The following is a 16,600-nucleotide window of genomic DNA, read 5'->3' as shown; positions in this document are numbered from 1 at the left end:
TGCCTGGCCGGCGGTGGTTGCCCCAACACGCCGGCCAGCACGGGGCTCAGTGTTTTTTCAACTTGAGGTAGGACTGGTGCAGATCTGACGCCCAGCCATCGATCACGCCTTTCACATCCTCGGCTTTCATCACCTGCGAATCATTAGCCAGCGGCTTACCGGTGCCTTTGCGCACCACCTGGGCGAGCACCTTGCCGCTGGCACCGTCGAGAAACTGCGCTTCGGTGCCCAGGGTGGTTTCCTGGTCACGGATGCCAGTACCCGTACTGACTGCGGCAGCGACCAGTGCGACCGGTACAAACTCATAGGGTTTGAGCCCCTCGGTCTTGCTGCTGACCGCAGTAATGGCCGCTCGTACTACGATCACACCCGGACCGGGGCCCTCGGCCAGGGGCAGCGACTTGACCAGCTCACGTTTGAGCGCCTGGTTGAAGTAATTGTTGATACCGCGCAAGGTGCTGTCCGGAATTTTTGCCGTTGCCTGGGGCTTGGGGTAAAACTGCGTTGGCTCGATATACACAGCGCTATAGCGGTTTAAATCCAATTGCGGATCGACCCAGCGCATCACTTCAGCGCCAGACGGCGACTTGGCTTCTTTCAGCTGGCTGTAGTCCGAGAGAAAACCGGAGTATTCATCCGGTTGCGTGATTTTGCTGGCACAACCCGCCAGTGCGAGCGAAGTGATGCACAGCGTGCTGATCAATAGCGTTAGTTTCATCGGTGAACTCCCTGGCGGTCGGCGCTGGATTGGTGAGCTCTAGGTATAGCTAATCCTGGGAAAATAACCCTGTGCCGACCGCCAGATGTTCAGGCCCTCTCGCGTGGAATCAGGCTCTGCAACTGCGACGCGAGGAAATTCGCGTCGAAGCCAAAGGTGTCCGGGTCTTTCAGGCCATTGGTCTTCTTCCACAGCCAATCATTTTTGTCCGCCGGCAACACCAACGAAACGCTGCCGTGGCGCGCGGCGGTCAAGCCCATGACCGACACGGAGATCAACCCACCCACCCCCATCACATCGGGCACGAACTCCACCGGTTTGCCGGTGATCTGCACCGTCAGTTTCTCGGTCTTGAACGTCGACGTATCCACCGGCACGCTGGGGCCGCTGGCAACATAGGCTTCACGGTGTACCTCCAGCAACCCGACCGTCTTTACCGGCTCAAGCCACTGCTCGATCTGGCCGAACAACTCATCGAGCTTTTGCGCCCAACGGGCTGACTGCACGTCAAATTGCTGTTTTTTGTGCGCTTCGCTGTCGGCGTAATGACGAAGCATCTCGCCCAGTTGCTGTACATCGTCCATTGCAGATTTCCTTGGGTGAGCCGGATTGCGAAGCCCGATCATGGCAGATGCGGCCGCTGAACGTACGGCTTAAAACTGATCCGCAACAATGAGGTTTTTCTGAGCCTGTTTTGTTTTGCCCCCGCTTCCTACAGTGCCGCCACTTGGAACCGTGGGAGGACTGAGCATGAGCACAGCATCAATCGGGCAGGCCTATAACTACAAAGTCGTCCGTCAATTCGTTATCGCCACTATCGTCTGGGGCGTGGTGGGCATGGCCATGGGCGTGTGGATCGCCTCGCAACTGGTGTGGCCGGAAATGAACCTGGACTTGCCCTGGACCACCTTCGGCCGCTTGCGGCCCTTGCACACCAGCCTGGTGATTTTCGGTTTTGCCGGCAGCGCGCAGTTTGCTGCCAGCTATTACGCGGTGCAGCGCACCTGCCAGGTGCGATTGTTCTCGGACAGGCTCGCAGCGTTCACCTTCTGGGGCTGGCAGTCGGTGATCGTGATCATGCTGATCAGCTTGCCGCTGGGCTACACCACCACCAAGGAATACGCCGAGATCGAGTTCTCTGGAGCGGTGTGGATGGCGGTGGTGTGGGTGGCCTATGCCATCGTGTTCTTTACCACCGTGGTGCGGCGCAAGACCCGGCATATCTACGTGGGTAACTGGTTTTTCGGCGCATTTATCCTGGTGATCGCCATGTTGCATGTGGTCAACCACTTAGCGATCCCGGTGGATTGGTTCAAGTCGTACCCGGTGTATTCCGGGGCCACCGATGCCATGGTGCAGTGGTGGTACGGGCATAACGCTGTAGGTTTTTTCTTGACCACCGGTTTTTTGGGGATGATGTATTACTTCGTGCCGAAACAAGTCGGACGTCCGGTGTATTCCTATCGCCTGTCCATCGTGCACTTCTGGGCGTTGATCACCCTGTACATCTGGGCCGGCCCCCATCACCTGCACTACACCGCCTTGCCGGATTGGGCGCAGTCGTTGGGCATGGCCATGTCACTGATTTTGCTGGCGCCGAGTTGGGGCGGGATGATCAACGGCATGATGACCTTGTCCGGCGCCTGGCATAAATTGCGCACCGACCCGATCCTGCGCTTCCTGGTGCTGTCCCTGGCGTTCTACGGCATGTCGACGTTCGAGGGGCCGATGATGGCGATCAAGACCGTCAATGCCCTCTCCCACTACACCGATTGGACCATCGGCCACGTACACGCCGGGGCCCTGGGGTGGGTCGCGATGATTACCTTTGGTTCGCTGTACCACATGATCCCCAAAGTGTTCGGGCGCGAGCAGATGCACAGTGTGTCCCTGATCAACCTGCACTTCTGGCTCGCGACCATCGGCACCGTGCTGTACATCGCTTCGATGTGGGTCAACGGGATTACCCAGGGCTTGATGTGGCGAGCGGTCAACGATGACGGCACCCTCACCTACTCCTTTGTCGAAGCCTTGCAGGCCAGCCATCCGGGGTTTGTGGTGCGATTTGCCGGTGGTGTGTTCTTCCTCACCGGGATGGTGCTGATGGCCTACAACACGTGGCGTACCGTGCGGGTCGCTGACGTGAACATGGCGCAGCTTGATGCGCGGATCGCCTGAGATGTGGGGCCTGCTGATGGTGGTGTGCCTGTATGGCGCGGTGGAGTACTGCTTGCGCGGTCAGTCGCAGAAGAGCCTGGAAGATGCCAGCTTGATGCCCTTTGCCGATGATCCTGAGGTGGCGCGGCGCGTGGAGCTGGCGACCGGCAAGCCCATCAGCGCGGTGGCGCCGGAGGAAGCCAAGCCGGGCTGGGTTAACCTGGACATGTAAAACTGCACCGGTCATTTCGCGACCAACTGCGTATGACTAATTGCCGGCCGATGGGTAAGGTGAGGCGACTTTCCGAGTGAGGAACATCGCATGCGCACCATCGGCCTTATCGGCGGCATGAGCTGGGAGTCCAGCGCCGAGTACTACCGCATCATCAACCAGCGCGTGCGCGACCAGCTCGGCCCGCTGCGCTCGGCGCAACTGTTGATGTACAGCGTGGATTTCGGCCCGGTGGAACAGGCTCAGCACGCCGGCCGCTGGGATGACACTGCACTGATCCTCGAAGATGCCGCGCGCCGCCTGCAAGCTGGCGGGGCCGAGTGTGTGGTGCTGTGTACCAACACCATGCATTTGGTCGCGCCGCGCATTGAAGCAGCGGTGTCGATCCCCTTCCTGCACATCGCTGATGCGGCGGGTGCGGCGGCCGTGAAGGCCGGCACGCTGACCGTCGGCCTGCTTGGCACCGCGTTTACCATGGAGCAGGACTTTCTCAAATCACGGCTGACGGCCCAGGGCCTGACCGTGCTGGTGCCCGAGGCGGATGAGCGACAGGCCGTGCACCGGATCATCTATGAAGAGTTGTGTGTCGGCGTGATCAGCGATGCGTCACGCCAGGTTTACCAAGGTGTCATCGAGTCCCTGGCCGCACGCGGCGCCCAGGCGATCATCCTCGGTTGCACGGAAATCAGCCTGTTGATCAAGCCCGAGCACAGCGACCTGCCGCTGCTGGACACCACCGAGCTGCATGCGCAGGCTGCGGTGGCGTTTGCCCTGGATTAAACCGAGGTGCGCAGGCGCGCCATGCTCACGGTGTCGACAAATTGGCCATCACGCAGGGCGTAATCGCGCAACACGCCTTCGACCTCAAAGCCGAATTTGCGGTACAGCGCCTGGGCCGCGTCGTTGTCGGCGTACACCGTGAGTTCCACTCGGCGCAGGTTCATCCAGTTGTCGGCCACGTCCAACGCGGCCGTCAGCAGGCGCGAGCCGACCCCTTTGCCCTGCCACGCCGTCGCCACGCCCATGCCGAATGAACCGACATGGGCTCGGCGTACCCGCAGGTATTGTTCCAAGCCAAGCTGGCCGATCACTTCACCACCGTGCACGGCCACCAGCTGCAGCCGCCGTTCGTTGTCCTGTACCAGCTTGTTACGCCACGCCTCGACCGACTGGAAAGGCATTTGCAGCACCTGACGGCACACGGCCGGTTCGTTATAGAGCGCGGCGACGCCCTCAAGGTGGGCCTCGGTGAAGCGCTGGATCACGATATGAGGTTCAGGTGTGTGCATTGTGTTTCATCCTTTGAAAGACACGTGGCCGAGCAGTTTAGGGGGAAAAGCGCTGCGCTGACGACCACGGAAACGTCCCACATATCAATCGGCCGCATCCTGCATCTGAACGATAGCGGCCATCCTTTCCTGCAACGATACTTGGGCCGGGCCCTGCTACCGGCCTCTAACCCTGTGACCAGAACAATAAGAAAGCCCCACAGAGGAACGCTCATGAGCCGTCTTGAACCCACAGGTCTGTTGCAGGCCTTCAGCACGCTGGTCCTGGATCTGCAGCGACTGGCCCAGCACCAGGAGATCGAGCATTTCCAGCCACAAGCCCTGGCGCGGATCAGCCAGTTACTGCCTTTCGACTGCGCCTGGTGGGGGCGCTCTGCGGTGATCGATAATCTGCCGGAAGAACACAGCAGCTGCCTGTATCAGCTGCCACCGGGTTACCTGACCGACTGGCAGTCGATCCGCCATCTGGATGTGACCTTCGGCCGCTCCCATGCTACGCCCGGTCAGGCTGTGATCATTGACATGCGCGACCCCGGCAGCGGTGCAGGCTTGAATTGGCTGGGAGAACGCTACGGGATCGGCCAGTTGTTGTGCGTGATCCATATCGCCCCACACACCTGCCTCAGTGATCACTTGACCCTGTACCGCAAGCCCGGGGCCCCGGGGTTTACCGCGCAAGATTGCCTTCTGCTCGATAATCTGATGCTGCATCTGGTGGCGGCCGTGTCAGCGAACCAGATCCGTACGCTGGTGGCCATGCGTGAAACCCTTAGCAACCCGCGAAACCTGGCGCTGGCGGTCTGCGACGCGCGGGGGGTGTTGCAGTGCGCCGAGCGCGGTTTCGTCGATTTGTTGCTCAGTGAATGGCCAGGCTGGAGTGGCCCGACGCTACCCGTGCCGGTGGATGAACGCGGGTATGAAGGCAAGCACATCCATCTCCAGGTCTGGGGGGTGGGCGATCAATTGCTGCTGGCCGCACGGGGCCACCGGGTGCTGCCCCAGCTCAGCCCACGGGAAAACGACGTTGCCCAAGGCTTTGGCGAGGGCAAGACGTACAAGGAAGTCGCCCGCGACCTGGGCTTGTCGCCCAATACGGTGCGCCATCACATCCGCGCTATCTACAGCAAGCTCGGGGTCAAGGACAAAGCGCACATCGCACACTTGATGCACGCCCCGCCCGACTGATCCGCAGCACTTTTCCTACGGGTTCTCACACCGTCGCTTTGACGGTCACGGGCGACTGTTGCCCGTTTTCAGCCGATCGCTGCACGCCGCCATCACACGAGATGCCTTGCCATGACTCACACCCATCTGCGTCATCTACCGCTGCTGCTGGGGGGCACGCTGCTGTGCCTGGACAGTCAAGCAGCCGATCTTAACGCGCGCGATTTTTTCAGCGCACCATCCGGCACCAGCCTTGGCGTGTTGTACCTGCCTGGCACTCGCGCCCAAGACTTCCGTGGCCTGGCCGACAGCACTGGCAAGGCCGACCTCAAGGTCAATGCCATCGCCTACCGCCAGGTCTATTTCACTGACGCGTGCGGCACCCTCTGCACCCCGCAATTTATCCTGCCGTTCGCCGATATCGATGCTCGGCTGCCAGGGGCCAGCCGGCGCACCGATGAAAGCGGGTTCGGTGACCCGCAGTTGGGTGGCACGCTGTTTTTCATCAACGATCCGACGTCACGCACCTACAGCGGCCTGTTAACCCTGATCACGCTGCCGCTGGGCGAATACCACCGCACGCAGCCGGATGTGTCCCCCGGCGCCAATCGCTGGGGCGCAACCTTTGTCTACAACTACACCCGTGGCATCGGTGAGAAGTGGGTACTGGAAGCCAATCTCGAAGCCCAGCTGTACGGCAAGAATGACGACTACCTGGGCAGCGAGCTCAAGCAAGACCCGTTGTACCGCCTGCAAGCCTTCGCCTCCTACGATTTCACGCCCGTCACCTACGGTGCCCTGCGCCTGATCCAGGCCACGGGTGGCGCACTGCGCATCGACAATCGGTCGATCGACGACACCCGCAAGCGCTACACCCAGGTCGGGTTCGAGGTCGGGCATTGGCTCGATAAGCAGAACCAAGTGATGTTCAGCCTCTCGCAAAACGTCGCCACCGCCAACGGTTATGCAGGAACCGACGCGTTGTTGCGCCTGGTCCATGTGTTCTGACCTCTGTACTGGAGCTTGATCATGCACAACTCGTCCCCTACACCCTGGCAGCGGCTGGCGGCCATCGTGCTGTTTGCCGCGATCACCCCGACCATTTTGATGACTGCGCCTGCCGTGGCGGCGCAGTTGGCCGCCCAATGGCAATTGAGCCCGGCACAGATCGGCGACTTGTTTTCCGTCGAACTGGGCGCGATGAGCCTGGCGACCCTGCCCGCCTTCTGGTGGCTGCGGTGCGTGAACTGGCGAGTGGCAGCCTTGGCCGCAGCCGTGCTGTTCATTGCGGCCAACCTGATGTCGACGCTTGCCGACACCTATACCCAGTTGCTGGTCCTGCGCTTGGTCAGTGCCTTGGCGGGCGGTTCGTTGATGATCATCTGCCTGGCGAGCGCAGCCACCACCGCCAACCCCAGCCGTGTCTACGGGTTATGGGTGGTCGGGCAGCTGGTCGTCGGCGCCGTCGGCCTGGCGGTACTACCGGGTTTATTCGAACGTTATGGACTGCAGAGTTGCTACCTGATCCTGGCAGGGTTGATGGCGCTGTTGCTGCCGCTGGCACGCGGCTTTCCTTGTGCCCATGCAGCGCCACAAGCAATCGGGACGGCCGCTGCTGGCACACGACGCAAAGCCCTACTGGGTGTCGGTGCGGTCCTGGCCTTTTACATCAGCCTTGGCGGAGTCTGGACGTTTATCGGCGCCCTGGGCGCCACTGCCGGGATTTCCCCACAGCACAGCGGCGAGATATTGGCCATTGCGACGGTCATGGGAATCGCCGGCGCCGCGTGCACGTCACTGATCGGCTCCCGTCTGCCGCGTCAGCAGTTACTGCTGGCGGGCTACGCGTTAATGGCGGCAGCGGTGCTGCTCCTGCTGGGCCAACCCACCCTGGTGCGCTTTGCCCTGGCGGCGCTGCTGTTCAAGTTCGCCTGGACCTTCATCTTGCCGCTGATCCTTGCTTGCCTGGCCGACCTCGATCACAGCGGCAAGCTGATGAACGCGTCGAACCTGATGATCGGCGGCGGCTTGGCCATCGGCCCGGCGATAGCGGGTCGGCTCATCGAGGCCAGCGGCGGCTTTGCCGTGCTGTTGATGGGCGGCGCCGTGATCACGCTGCTGTCGTTGGCAATGATCCTTGCCAGCCGTCCCGGACCTGTCGTTGAAATGGAGCCTGTATGAACCGAACCACCGCGTTTTTCTTTGATGAAATGAGCCTTTGGCACAGCGCCAGCTCCCATGCATTGACCTTGCCCGTGGGCGGCTGGGTACAGCCACCTGCCGGCAGCGGGCATGCCGAATCCCCCGAAACCAAGCGGCGCATGAAAAGCCTGCTGGATGTCTCCGGGTTGGGCCATCACCTGCACATGCACAGCGCTGCGCCAGCGAGCGAAGCCGATTTGCTGCGCGTCCACGGCCATGAATACCTGCAGCGTTTCAAGGCGTTGAGCGATGCCGGTGGCGGCGACCTGGGATTACAGGCGCCGATAGGCCCGGGCAGCTACGAAATCGCCCGACTTTCGGCCGGCCTGACGATGGCTGCCGTCGACGCCGTGCTCAAGGGCCTGGCAGATAACGCCTACTCATTGTCACGACCGCCGGGGCATCACTGCCTGGCGGACAGCGCCATGGGGTTCTGCTTCCTGGCCAACATCGCCATCGCGATCGAAGCCGCCAAGGTGCGCAATGGGCTGGGCAAGGTCGCGGTGATCGACTGGGATGTGCACCATGGCAACGGCACACAATCGATCTTCGAGGCGCGCGCGGATGTGCTGACGATTTCGCTGCATCAGGACGGCTGTTATCCCCCCGGTTACAGCGGCGAGCAGGAACGTGGCCGTGGCGCAGGGCTGGGGGCGAACATCAATATTCCCTTGCCACCGGGAAGTGGTCACGACGCCTACCTGCATGCGATGAACCGGATCGTGGTGCCGGCATTGGAGCGTTTCCAGCCGGAGCTGATCATTGTCGCCTGCGGCTATGACGCCAACGCCGTCGACCCGCTCGCGCGCATGTTGCTGCACAGCGAATCCTTCCGCCTGATGACTCGCTGCGTGCGCCAGGCTGCCGAACGCCTGTGCCAGGGGCGTCTGGTGCTGGTGCACGAAGGCGGCTACAGCGAAGCCTACGTACCGTTTTGCGGGTTGGCGACGCTGGAAGAGTTGTCGGGTGTGCGCACCGCGGTGGACGATCCGATGCTCGCACTGGTCGAGCTGCAGCAGCCCAAGGCCGCGTTGCTGGCGTTTCAGAAACAGTGGATCGACCACCTCGCAATCGGGGTCACTCACTAGCCCTTGGACGATGCCAATCGCCACACCCGCGCTATATCCGAGGCCCGCTCACGAAGCAGGCGCGGCGCCTCGCTGCACGCTTGTTCCAGGCTCATCGGCCCCGCAGGCAAGGCAAAAGCAGCCGCTACACCATGGGCATACATCTGTTCATAACCCTCGCCCAGCGTGCCGGCAATCACAATGACCGGCACGTTGTGCTGGCCGGCGATACGGGCCACACCAAAGGGGGTTTTGCCGCGCAGGGTCTGGGCATCGAAACGCCCTTCGCCCGTAATGACGAGGTCGGCACCCCGTACGGCGTCCTCCAGACCTACCAGCTCGGCCACCACTTCCACACCCGCACGGAACTGCGCGCCCAGAAAGGCCTTGGCAGCGAAACCCAAGCCACCGGCCGCACCGCTGCCGGGTTCGTCGCGCACATCCTTGGGCAGCACCCTGGCACAGTGATCGGCGAAGTGACCGAGGGCCGCATCCAACTGTTGGACATGCACGGGGCTGGCGCCTTTTTGCGGGCCAAAAATAGCGGAGGCCCCGTGGGGGCCGCACAGGGGATTGTTCACGTCGGCGGCGATTTCAAAGCGCACCTGTGCCAGGCGTGGGTCGAGGTTTTCAAGGCTGATATGCGCCAGACGTGACAAGGCCAGGCCACCCGGTGGCAGGGTTTGCGCCTCCGCGTCGAACAGCTGCGCGCCCAGGGCCTGCATTGCGCCCGCGCCAGCGTCATTGGTAGCGCTGCCGCCGATGGCCAGGATGATGCGCTCGGCGCCGAGGTCCAAGGCCGCGCGGATCAGTTCGCCGGTGCCGTAGGTGGTGCTGGTGCACGCATCGCGCTGGCCCGGCGGTACCAGTTGCAGGCCGCTGGCTTCGGCCATTTCGATGATGGCGGTGTGGCTGTCGGCCAACCAGCCCCAGCGCGCCTCAACCGTGCCACCCAACGGACCTCTCACCTGCTGACGCCGCAGCTCACCCTTGCAGGCGGCCAGCACCGCGTCCACCGTGCCTTCACCCCCATCCGCCATCGGGCACTGGATCAACTGTGCTTGCGGCCAGACTTCGGACAACCCGGCCGCGATGGCCTGGGCGACGCCTTCGGCACTCAGGCTGTCCTTGAACGAGTCGGGGGCGATGATGATTTTCATGGGCTTTCTCCGGTTTTTATAACGCCCATGCTGCCAGTTGGCAGGGCTACTGACGCCGGTCCGATGCACAAGTACGGCGGCGCTTTGTTGTTCATTCCGACAAAGCCTGGGGCAACAGCTGTACACCCAGGTAGAGAGCAAGCATGCCGTCCAGGGTCAATGGGTCGACGCCACTGAGTTCGGCAATGCGCTCCATACGGTAACGCAGGCTGTTGCGGTGAATACCCAGCGCATCGGCACACGCCTGGCTTTGCCCGTCGTGTTCGCACCAACTGCGCAACGTGGCCAGCAGTTGGCCGTTGCTGTCCTTGGCGAGCACTTTGCGCAGAGGGTTGAGCAGCTCGTCGAGCGCATCGTCGTTGCGATGGCGCCAGAGCATCACCGGCAGGCGATAGCGGTTAAGGGTCAGCAGGCGCGACTGCGGTAGCACATCGCGACCATAGGCCAGCAGATCCCCGACGCGTCGATAGCAGCGACGCAACCCCGCCAGCCCGTCCGCCTGCCCGCCAACGGCCACGCGCAGGACGTTCCAGCCGAGGGCATCGAGCTTTTCCAGCAAGCGCGGGTTGTCGACCTGCACTGCCGCCGGCCGGCACCACAGCAGTGAGAATTGCGCCGAGCTGACACACCAGCTGTCCGGATAACGCGAGGTCAGCCAGGTACTCAGGGCTTCCGCCGATTGACCTGCGCCCAGTTCGAACAAGTATGGCGTGCGCGGCAGCTGCGGCTTGAGCCCCAGCTGCTGGGCCTCGTCCACCAGGCGCGGCGAGTCGCCGGTTTCCGCCAGCAGCAGGGCCAGCAGATCATCACAACGCTGGCGCCGCCATTGTTGCTCGGCCTGTTGGTGGCGGTGGCTGACCAGCATTTCGGCAGTCATGCGTACCAGTTCGGCGTAGGTGCGCAGGCCTTCCGGTTCGCCGGTGATGCCGAGAACACCGATCAGGCGCCCATCATGCAACAACGGCAGGTTGATGCCTGGCTGCACGCCCTTGAGGTGCTTGGCGGTCTGGCCGTCGATTTCCACCACGCGGCCATTGGCGAGCACGAGTTGGGCGCCTTCATGGCGGGTGTTGATGCGCTCGGGTTCGCCGCTGCCGAGAATCAGGCCTTGGCTGTCCATGACATTGACGTTGTAGGGCAGGATCGCCATGGTTCGATCGACAATATCCTGCGCCAGGTCATGATCCAGCTCAAACATGGGGCTAATTCCTTAGAAGCGGGGTTGTTCACAGGCACAGCGCAAAGCAGGGTTCGCTGTGCGCAAGCACAAAGACAGCGGCCTGCCAGGTGGCCGAGACTCAGTGGGCGATCAACGTTACCCTCGCATCGCGAAAAATCATAATAAAGAGAGACTGCCATGTCACAGAGCGCCACGACCCCACTGGCCACCGATGACGATAAAAACGCCATCTACAAGCGCATCACCCTGCGCCTGATCCCCTTCATTTTCATCTGCTATCTGTTCAACTACCTTGACCGGGTAAACGTTGGCTTTGCCAAATTGCAGATGCTCGATGCGTTGAAATTCAGCGAAACCGTGTACGGCCTCGGCGCCGGGATCTTCTTCATCGGCTACGTGCTATGCGGCGTACCGAGCAACCTGGCGTTGACCAAATTCGGTCCACGGCGCTGGATTGCGTTGATGATGATCGTCTGGGGCACACTCTCCACCTGCCTGCTGTTCGTCACCACCCCGACGCACTTCTACACCTTGCGTCTGTTTACCGGTGCCGCGGAAGCGGGCTTCTTCCCCGGCGTGGTGCTGTACCTCTCGCAATGGTTCCCGACCTTCCGCCGTGGGCGGATCATGGCGCTGTTCATGTCGGCGATCCCGGTCTCGGGTTTGCTTGGCAGCCCGTTCTCCGGCTGGATCCTCAACCATTTTGCCGCCGGCCAAGGTGGTCTCGCGGGCTGGCAGTGGATGTTCCTGCTGCAAGGCATCCCCACCGTCGTGCTGGGCGCCCTCGCCTACTTCCTGCTCAGCGACAGCTTCGCCAACGCCAAGTGGCTTAAGCCCCACGAACGCGCCGTGCTGGAAGCCGACCAGGCGACTGACTTGGCCAACAAGCCCAAGACAACCACGGACTCCCTGGCCGAAGTGTTCAAGAACCCGGCCATCTGGGCGTTCGGCCTGATCTACTTCTGCATTCAGAGCGGTGTGTATGCCATCAACTTCTGGTTGCCGTCGATCATCAAGAACCTGGGGTTCAGCGATAACCTGGTGATCGGCTGGCTGAGTGCGATCCCGTACTTGCTGGCAGCCGTGTTCATGTTGCTGGTGGGTCGCTCCGCCGACTTGCGCAAGGAGCGTCGCTGGCACTTGGTGGTGCCGATGCTGATGGGGGCTATCGGTCTGGTGATCGCGGTGAACTTCGCCACCACCCCGGCCATTGCAATCCTCGGCCTGACCATTGCCACCATGGGCGCCCTCACCGGTCTGCCGATGTTCTGGCCGGTGCCTACCGCCATGCTCAGTGCAGGCGCGGCGGCAGGCGGCCTGGCGTTGATCAACTCCATGGGCCAGATGGCCGGCTTCCTCAGCCCGTATATCGTCGGGTTCGTGAAGGATGCCACCGGGTCAACGGATATGGCGCTGTACCTGCTGGCGGCGGTGATCGTGGCCGGCAGCGTGTTGGCGTTGCGGATGACGCGTACCCTGAAGGCATAAGCCTGTGAGAGCCGGCTTGCCGGCTCTCACGCACGTCAGAGCAGACCGCCGCCGTCGATATCGATCACGGCGCCGGTCATAAAACCATTTTCCATCGCCAGCACATACCCCGCCGCGACCTCCTCCGCGTGCCCCACTCGCCCCACTGGCAGCGCGCCACCGGCCTTGGCGAACATCGCCAAGCGCTGATCTTCGGAAAGCCCCGCATAGGCCGGTGTATCAATCACCCCTGGGCTGATCGCATTGACCCGGCGCGGCGCCAGCTCCTTGGCCAACTGCTTGACCAATGCTTCGGTCGCGGCGTTGATGCCGGTCTTGATGAATTGCCCTGCAACCGATTTACGCCCCAATTGCCCGGACGTGAGGCTGATGCTGCCGTGCTCGTTCAAAAAAGGCAGCGCCTGTTGGATCGCCCGCAGTGAGCCCCAGAGTTTTACATTGAAGTTTTCCTGGGCTTCGATCAGGTCGGTTTCGACCAAGGCTTTGGCCCGCACACTCGGCCCCGAGGTGTAGACCAAGTGATCAAAACGCCCCACCGCTTCGAACAGGCGTTGCAGCGAGGCCGCGTCGGTGACGTCAACGGGTTCGCTGCGCAGGCCGTTTTCGACGCCGGACACCAGGCGCCGCCCGGCCAGCACCACCTGCGCACCTCGTGCGGCGGCGGCCTGGGCCACGGCTGCACCGATTCCGCTGCTGCCGCCGATCACGATGACGGTTTTGCCGTTAAGGGAAGAGGTCATGGGAAAATTCCTGATTGAGAAAGTGAGCGTTTATCTTCCCAGCTTGGCAATCCGCGAAAAATCCCGGTAAAAGGACAAGATCTTTAAAGGATTTTTACAAATGAGTTCGATCCTCGACCTTGAAGTCTTCGTGCGAACCGCGGACACCGGCAGCTTGTCTGCCGCTGCCCGTGGCCTGGGCTTGACCCCGGCGGCGGCGAGCATCGCCCTCAAGCGCCTGGAAACCCGCCTGGGTATCCGCTTGCTGGCACGCTCCACGCGCAGCATGCGCCTGACCGAGGAAGGCCGGCGTTACCTCGACAGCGTGCGCGTGGCACTGTCGGCATTGTCCGAAGGTGAGCAAGCGCTCAAGCAACAAAGCCAGGGGTTGAGTGGGTTGCTTCAATTGGCCGCGCCGTCGGATTTCGGGCGCAATGTGGTGCTGGGCTGGCTGGATGAGTTCAAGACCGAGCACCCCAATATCCGCCTGCAATTGATGCTGAACGACAGTAACGCCGACCTGTTCCGCGAAACCGTCGACATCGCCCTGCGCTTTGGAGTGCCCCAGGACTCCAGCCTGGTTGCATTGCCGATCGCGCCTGATCACCACCGCGTCGCCTGCGCCAGCCCCGACTACCTGGCCCGTCATGGGACGCCGCGCGAACCGATGGAACTGTCCCGACATAGCGCGCTGCGGTACATGCGCCAGGGCCAAGTGAGCAAGACTTGGCGGTTTCGTCAGGCTGATCAGCTACAGGAGGTTGAAGTGACGGGGGATTTCCTCAGCAATGACGGAGAAATCGTCCGGCGTTGGGCGCTTGGCGGGCACGGTATCGCCTACAAGGCCAGGCTCGACGTGATCGGCGATATCGCCGCCGGCCGACTGGTCGCGCTGTTAGAGGATTGGCAAGGAGAGCCTGCCCCTTTCAACCTGATGTGCCCTCACCGCCTGCAGGTGTCGGAACGGGTGAAGGTGCTGCATCGCTTTTTACAGCAGCGCTGCCAGACACTGCTGAGCACATGAAGAAACCCGCGCAGGGCTTGTCCCAGAGCCTCTGAGTCTGGTATTGCATGGGTACATTTCCCGCCTTGAGGAGTTATCCATGATTTACCGCACATTGGGCCAGTCCGGTTTGAAGGTCAGCGCCTTGACCCTGGGCACCATGATGTTTGGCGAACAGACCAACACCGAGGACTCGCTGCGCATCATCGACAAGGCCTGGGATCAGGGCATCAATTTCATCGACACGGCGGACGTCTACACCGGCGGGCGCTCCGAGGAAATCGTCGGCGAAGCCATTGTGCGTAATCGCCAGGATTGGGTGGTGGCCTCCAAGGTCGGCATCGGCCCGGTGGACGGTTTGCCCAACCGCAGCGGCTTGAGCCGCAAGCGCATTTTCAACGCACTGGAAGCCAGCCTGACCCGCCTGGACACCGATTACCTGGACATCTACTACCTGCACCGTGAAGACCACAACACCCCGCTGGAAGTAACAGTGTCGGCGATTGGCGACCTGATCCGCCAGGGCAAGATCCGCTACTGGGGCCTGTCCAACTATCGCGGTTGGCGCATTGCCGAGGTGATTCGCGTTGCCGAGCGCCTGGGCGTCGACAAGCCGGTCATCAGCCAGCCTTTGTACAACATCGTCAACCGCCAGGCCGAGGTGGAGCAGATCACCGCTGCAGCCGCCTACGGCCTGGGTGTGGTGCCCTATAGCCCGCTGGCTCGCGGTGTGCTTAGCGGTAAATACGCGCCCGACGTTACCCCCGAGGCCGGCAGCCGCGCGGCGCGCCAGGACAAACGCATCCTGGAAACCGAATGGCGTGTGGAATCGCTGCGCATCGCCCAGCAGATCCAGCAGTACACCCAAGGACGTGGCGTGGGGATCGTGGAGTTTGCGATTGCCTGGGTGTTGAACAACTCGGCGGTCAGCTCGGCGATTGTCGGGCCGCGTACGGAGGCGCAGTGGGATGCCTATATTGGCGCGCTTGAGGTGAAGATCAGCGCCGAAGATGAGGCGTTTATCGATTCGTTGGTGACGCCGGGGCATTCGTCGACGCCGGGGTTCAATGATGTGGGGCACTTCGTCTCCGGTCGCTTACCACGCGCATAACCCCTCCACTCTGTAGGAGCGAGCCTGCTCGCGAAGAACCCAAGGACGCCGCAGGCTACCTGATAGCGCTGCGTGATCGTTGACGTTCTTCGCGAGCAAGCTCGCTCCTACAAGAGGCGGCGATAAAATTTGCTGAAAAACGCCCCAAAACAGCGCAACCCTCTCCCGCCAAAAGCTCCATAATCCCCTTATCTTTTGTATCAACGGTTTTCGCGAGGACAGAGTGTCTAAAGGAGTTGTTTTATCGGTCTTGGCCTCGGTGCTGTTTGCCGTGATGTATTACTTCACATCATTGCTCACGCCCTTGAGCGGCCTGGAGATTTTCGGCTGGCGCATGTTGCTGACCGTGCCGTGCATGACGGTGTTCATGATCGTCAGCGGCGAATGGCGGCGGGTGTGGGAGCTGCTGCAGCTGTTGGCGGCCAAGCCACGCTTGATTGCGGGTGTGTTGCTGTCCTCTGCCTTGTTGGGCGTGCAATTGTGGCTATTCATGTGGGCGCCGCTGAATGGGCGCAGCCTGGATGTGTCGGTGGGGTACTTCCTGCTGCCGCTGACCATGGTGCTGACCGGGCGCCTGGTGTGGGGCGAACAACTGTCCTACTTGCAACGGATTGCCGTGTTTTTTGCGGCCCTCGGGGTGCTCAACGAGCTGTATCAGGCCGGTGGGTTTTCCTGGGCAACGCTGGTGGTGATCATCGGCTACCCGGTGTATTTCATCGTGCGCAAGTACCTCAAGACCGACCATCTGGGTGGGCTCTGGCTGGATATGGCGTTGATGCTGCCGGTGGCCTGGTGGTTTGTGCAGAGTGGCGAGCAAGGCTTTGCGGTGATGGATGCCCACCCGAAACTGTATGCGCTGATCCCGATGCTGGGCCTGATCAGCGCCTCGGCGCTGGTGAGCTATATCATCGCCAGCCGGTTGCTGGCGTTCAGCCTGTTCGGGTTGCTTAGCTATGTTGAGCCGGTCCTGCTGTTAGGCGTGGCGCTGATCTTGGGTGAAGGCATCAAGGGTGGCGAGTGGCTCACCTACATCCCGATCTGGTTGGCGGTAATGGTGCTGGTGTTTGAAGGCTTCAAGCACCTGGTGCATCAACGCAAAACCTGATGCGC

At 61.8% G+C, this 16,600-nt stretch carries 17 protein-coding genes; 11 read left to right on the top strand and 6 right to left on the bottom strand.

Going from position 1 to position 16,600, the window contains the following annotated elements:
• Positions 1 to 46: 46 nt before the first annotated feature.
• Together AC4PS7_RS07450 and AC4PS7_RS07445 are read right to left on the bottom strand one after the other, a co-directional pair.
• On the bottom strand, positions 47 to 718 hold the full coding sequence (locus AC4PS7_RS07450) for a DUF3313 domain-containing protein (RefSeq protein ID WP_010210394.1): 672 nt from the start codon (positions 716 to 718) through the stop codon (positions 47 to 49).
• A gap of 89 nt (positions 719 to 807) precedes the next feature.
• Complete coding sequence (locus AC4PS7_RS07445) at positions 808 to 1,302, bottom strand: hypothetical protein (protein WP_044287215.1); 495 nt, start codon at positions 1,300 to 1,302, stop codon at positions 808 to 810.
• A gap of 166 nt (positions 1,303 to 1,468) precedes the next feature.
• On the opposite strand from AC4PS7_RS07445, the gene ccoN reads away from it, so the two are divergent.
• The 3 genes from ccoN to AC4PS7_RS07430 all read left to right on the top strand — a co-directional run bounded on the left by ccoN (position 1,469) and on the right by AC4PS7_RS07430 (position 3,887).
• Complete coding sequence (ccoN, locus tag AC4PS7_RS07440) at positions 1,469 to 2,896, top strand: cytochrome-c oxidase, cbb3-type subunit I (protein ID WP_044287216.1); 1,428 nt, start codon at positions 1,469 to 1,471, stop codon at positions 2,894 to 2,896.
• A gap of 1 nt (position 2,897) precedes the next feature.
• A complete protein-coding gene (locus AC4PS7_RS07435) occupies positions 2,898 to 3,107 on the top strand; it encodes a cbb3-type cytochrome c oxidase subunit 3 (RefSeq protein WP_492179352.1) in 210 nt (69 codons plus the stop codon).
• 90 nt (positions 3,108 to 3,197) lie between these two features.
• Complete coding sequence (locus tag AC4PS7_RS07430) at positions 3,198 to 3,887, top strand: aspartate/glutamate racemase family protein (protein WP_010210388.1); 690 nt, start codon at positions 3,198 to 3,200, stop codon at positions 3,885 to 3,887.
• On the opposite strand, the gene AC4PS7_RS07425 is transcribed toward AC4PS7_RS07430, so the two are convergent.
• Entirely contained in the window at positions 3,884 to 4,396 is a 513-nt protein-coding gene (locus AC4PS7_RS07425; protein WP_010210387.1) for a GNAT family N-acetyltransferase, read from the bottom strand. The two genes, AC4PS7_RS07430 and AC4PS7_RS07425, sit on opposite strands and share 4 nt — an antisense overlap.
• 213 nt (positions 4,397 to 4,609) lie before the next feature.
• On the opposite strand from AC4PS7_RS07425, the gene AC4PS7_RS07420 reads away from it, so the two are divergent.
• The 4 genes from AC4PS7_RS07420 to AC4PS7_RS07405 all read left to right on the top strand — a co-directional run bounded on the left by AC4PS7_RS07420 (position 4,610) and on the right by AC4PS7_RS07405 (position 8,850).
• Positions 4,610 to 5,581, top strand: a complete 972-nt coding sequence (locus AC4PS7_RS07420; RefSeq protein ID WP_021493122.1) for a helix-turn-helix transcriptional regulator — start codon at positions 4,610 to 4,612, stop codon at positions 5,579 to 5,581.
• 111 nt (positions 5,582 to 5,692) lie between these two features.
• Entirely contained in the window at positions 5,693 to 6,568 is an 876-nt protein-coding gene (locus AC4PS7_RS07415; RefSeq protein ID WP_044287218.1) for a transporter, read from the top strand.
• Between the two features lie 21 nt (positions 6,569 to 6,589).
• Positions 6,590 to 7,741, top strand: a complete 1,152-nt coding sequence (locus AC4PS7_RS07410; protein WP_010210384.1) for an MFS transporter — start codon at positions 6,590 to 6,592, stop codon at positions 7,739 to 7,741.
• Positions 7,738 to 8,850 (top strand): class II histone deacetylase, encoded by a 1,113-nt coding sequence (locus tag AC4PS7_RS07405; protein ID WP_010210383.1) that lies wholly within the window; start codon positions 7,738 to 7,740, stop codon positions 8,848 to 8,850. The genes AC4PS7_RS07410 and AC4PS7_RS07405 overlap by 4 nt, the downstream gene beginning before the upstream one ends.
• Here the strand turns inward: AC4PS7_RS07405 and AC4PS7_RS07400 are convergent.
• Both AC4PS7_RS07400 and AC4PS7_RS07395 read right to left on the bottom strand, forming a co-directional pair.
• Positions 8,847 to 9,989 carry a glycerate kinase gene (locus AC4PS7_RS07400; protein ID WP_010210382.1) on the bottom strand — a complete coding sequence of 381 codons (1,143 nt, stop codon included), beginning with the start codon at positions 9,987 to 9,989 and terminating at the stop codon, positions 8,847 to 8,849. The two genes, AC4PS7_RS07405 and AC4PS7_RS07400, sit on opposite strands and share 4 nt — an antisense overlap.
• Before the next feature lie 91 nt (positions 9,990 to 10,080).
• Positions 10,081 to 11,187 (bottom strand): sugar diacid recognition domain-containing protein, encoded by a 1,107-nt coding sequence (locus AC4PS7_RS07395; protein WP_010210381.1) that lies wholly within the window; start codon positions 11,185 to 11,187, stop codon positions 10,081 to 10,083.
• A 159-nt stretch (positions 11,188 to 11,346) separates the two neighbouring features.
• Between AC4PS7_RS07395 and AC4PS7_RS07390 the strand changes: the two genes are divergently transcribed.
• Positions 11,347 to 12,657: an MFS transporter gene (locus tag AC4PS7_RS07390; protein ID WP_010210380.1), complete on the top strand. Its 1,311-nt coding sequence runs from the start codon at positions 11,347 to 11,349 to the stop codon at positions 12,655 to 12,657.
• A 35-nt stretch (positions 12,658 to 12,692) separates the two neighbouring features.
• Here the strand turns inward: AC4PS7_RS07390 and AC4PS7_RS07385 are convergent, their stop codons facing one another.
• The gene (locus AC4PS7_RS07385; RefSeq protein WP_042572384.1) at positions 12,693 to 13,397 is read right to left on the bottom strand and encodes an SDR family oxidoreductase; all 705 of its coding nucleotides are present in this window, start codon (positions 13,395 to 13,397) and stop codon (positions 12,693 to 12,695) included.
• A 100-nt stretch (positions 13,398 to 13,497) separates the two neighbouring features.
• On the opposite strand from AC4PS7_RS07385, the gene AC4PS7_RS07380 reads away from it, so the two are divergent.
• The 3 genes from AC4PS7_RS07380 (at position 13,498) to rarD (ending at position 16,595) form a co-directional block, all read left to right on the top strand.
• Positions 13,498 to 14,400 carry a LysR family transcriptional regulator gene (locus AC4PS7_RS07380; RefSeq protein WP_044287220.1) on the top strand — a complete coding sequence of 301 codons (903 nt, stop codon included), beginning with the start codon at positions 13,498 to 13,500 and terminating at the stop codon, positions 14,398 to 14,400.
• A gap of 79 nt (positions 14,401 to 14,479) precedes the next feature.
• Complete coding sequence (locus tag AC4PS7_RS07375; protein ID WP_010210373.1) at positions 14,480 to 15,490, top strand: aldo/keto reductase; 1,011 nt, start codon at positions 14,480 to 14,482, stop codon at positions 15,488 to 15,490.
• Between the two features lie 223 nt (positions 15,491 to 15,713).
• A complete protein-coding gene (gene rarD / locus AC4PS7_RS07370; protein ID WP_021493117.1) occupies positions 15,714 to 16,595 on the top strand; it encodes an EamA family transporter RarD in 882 nt (293 codons plus the stop codon).
• Positions 16,596 to 16,600: the final 5 nt, after the last annotated feature.

Source organism: Pseudomonas sp. DW-iso3, from assembly GCF_058725305.1.
The sequence above is the reverse complement of the archived record's forward strand: the minus strand, read 5'-3'. Positions and strand labels throughout refer to the sequence as shown.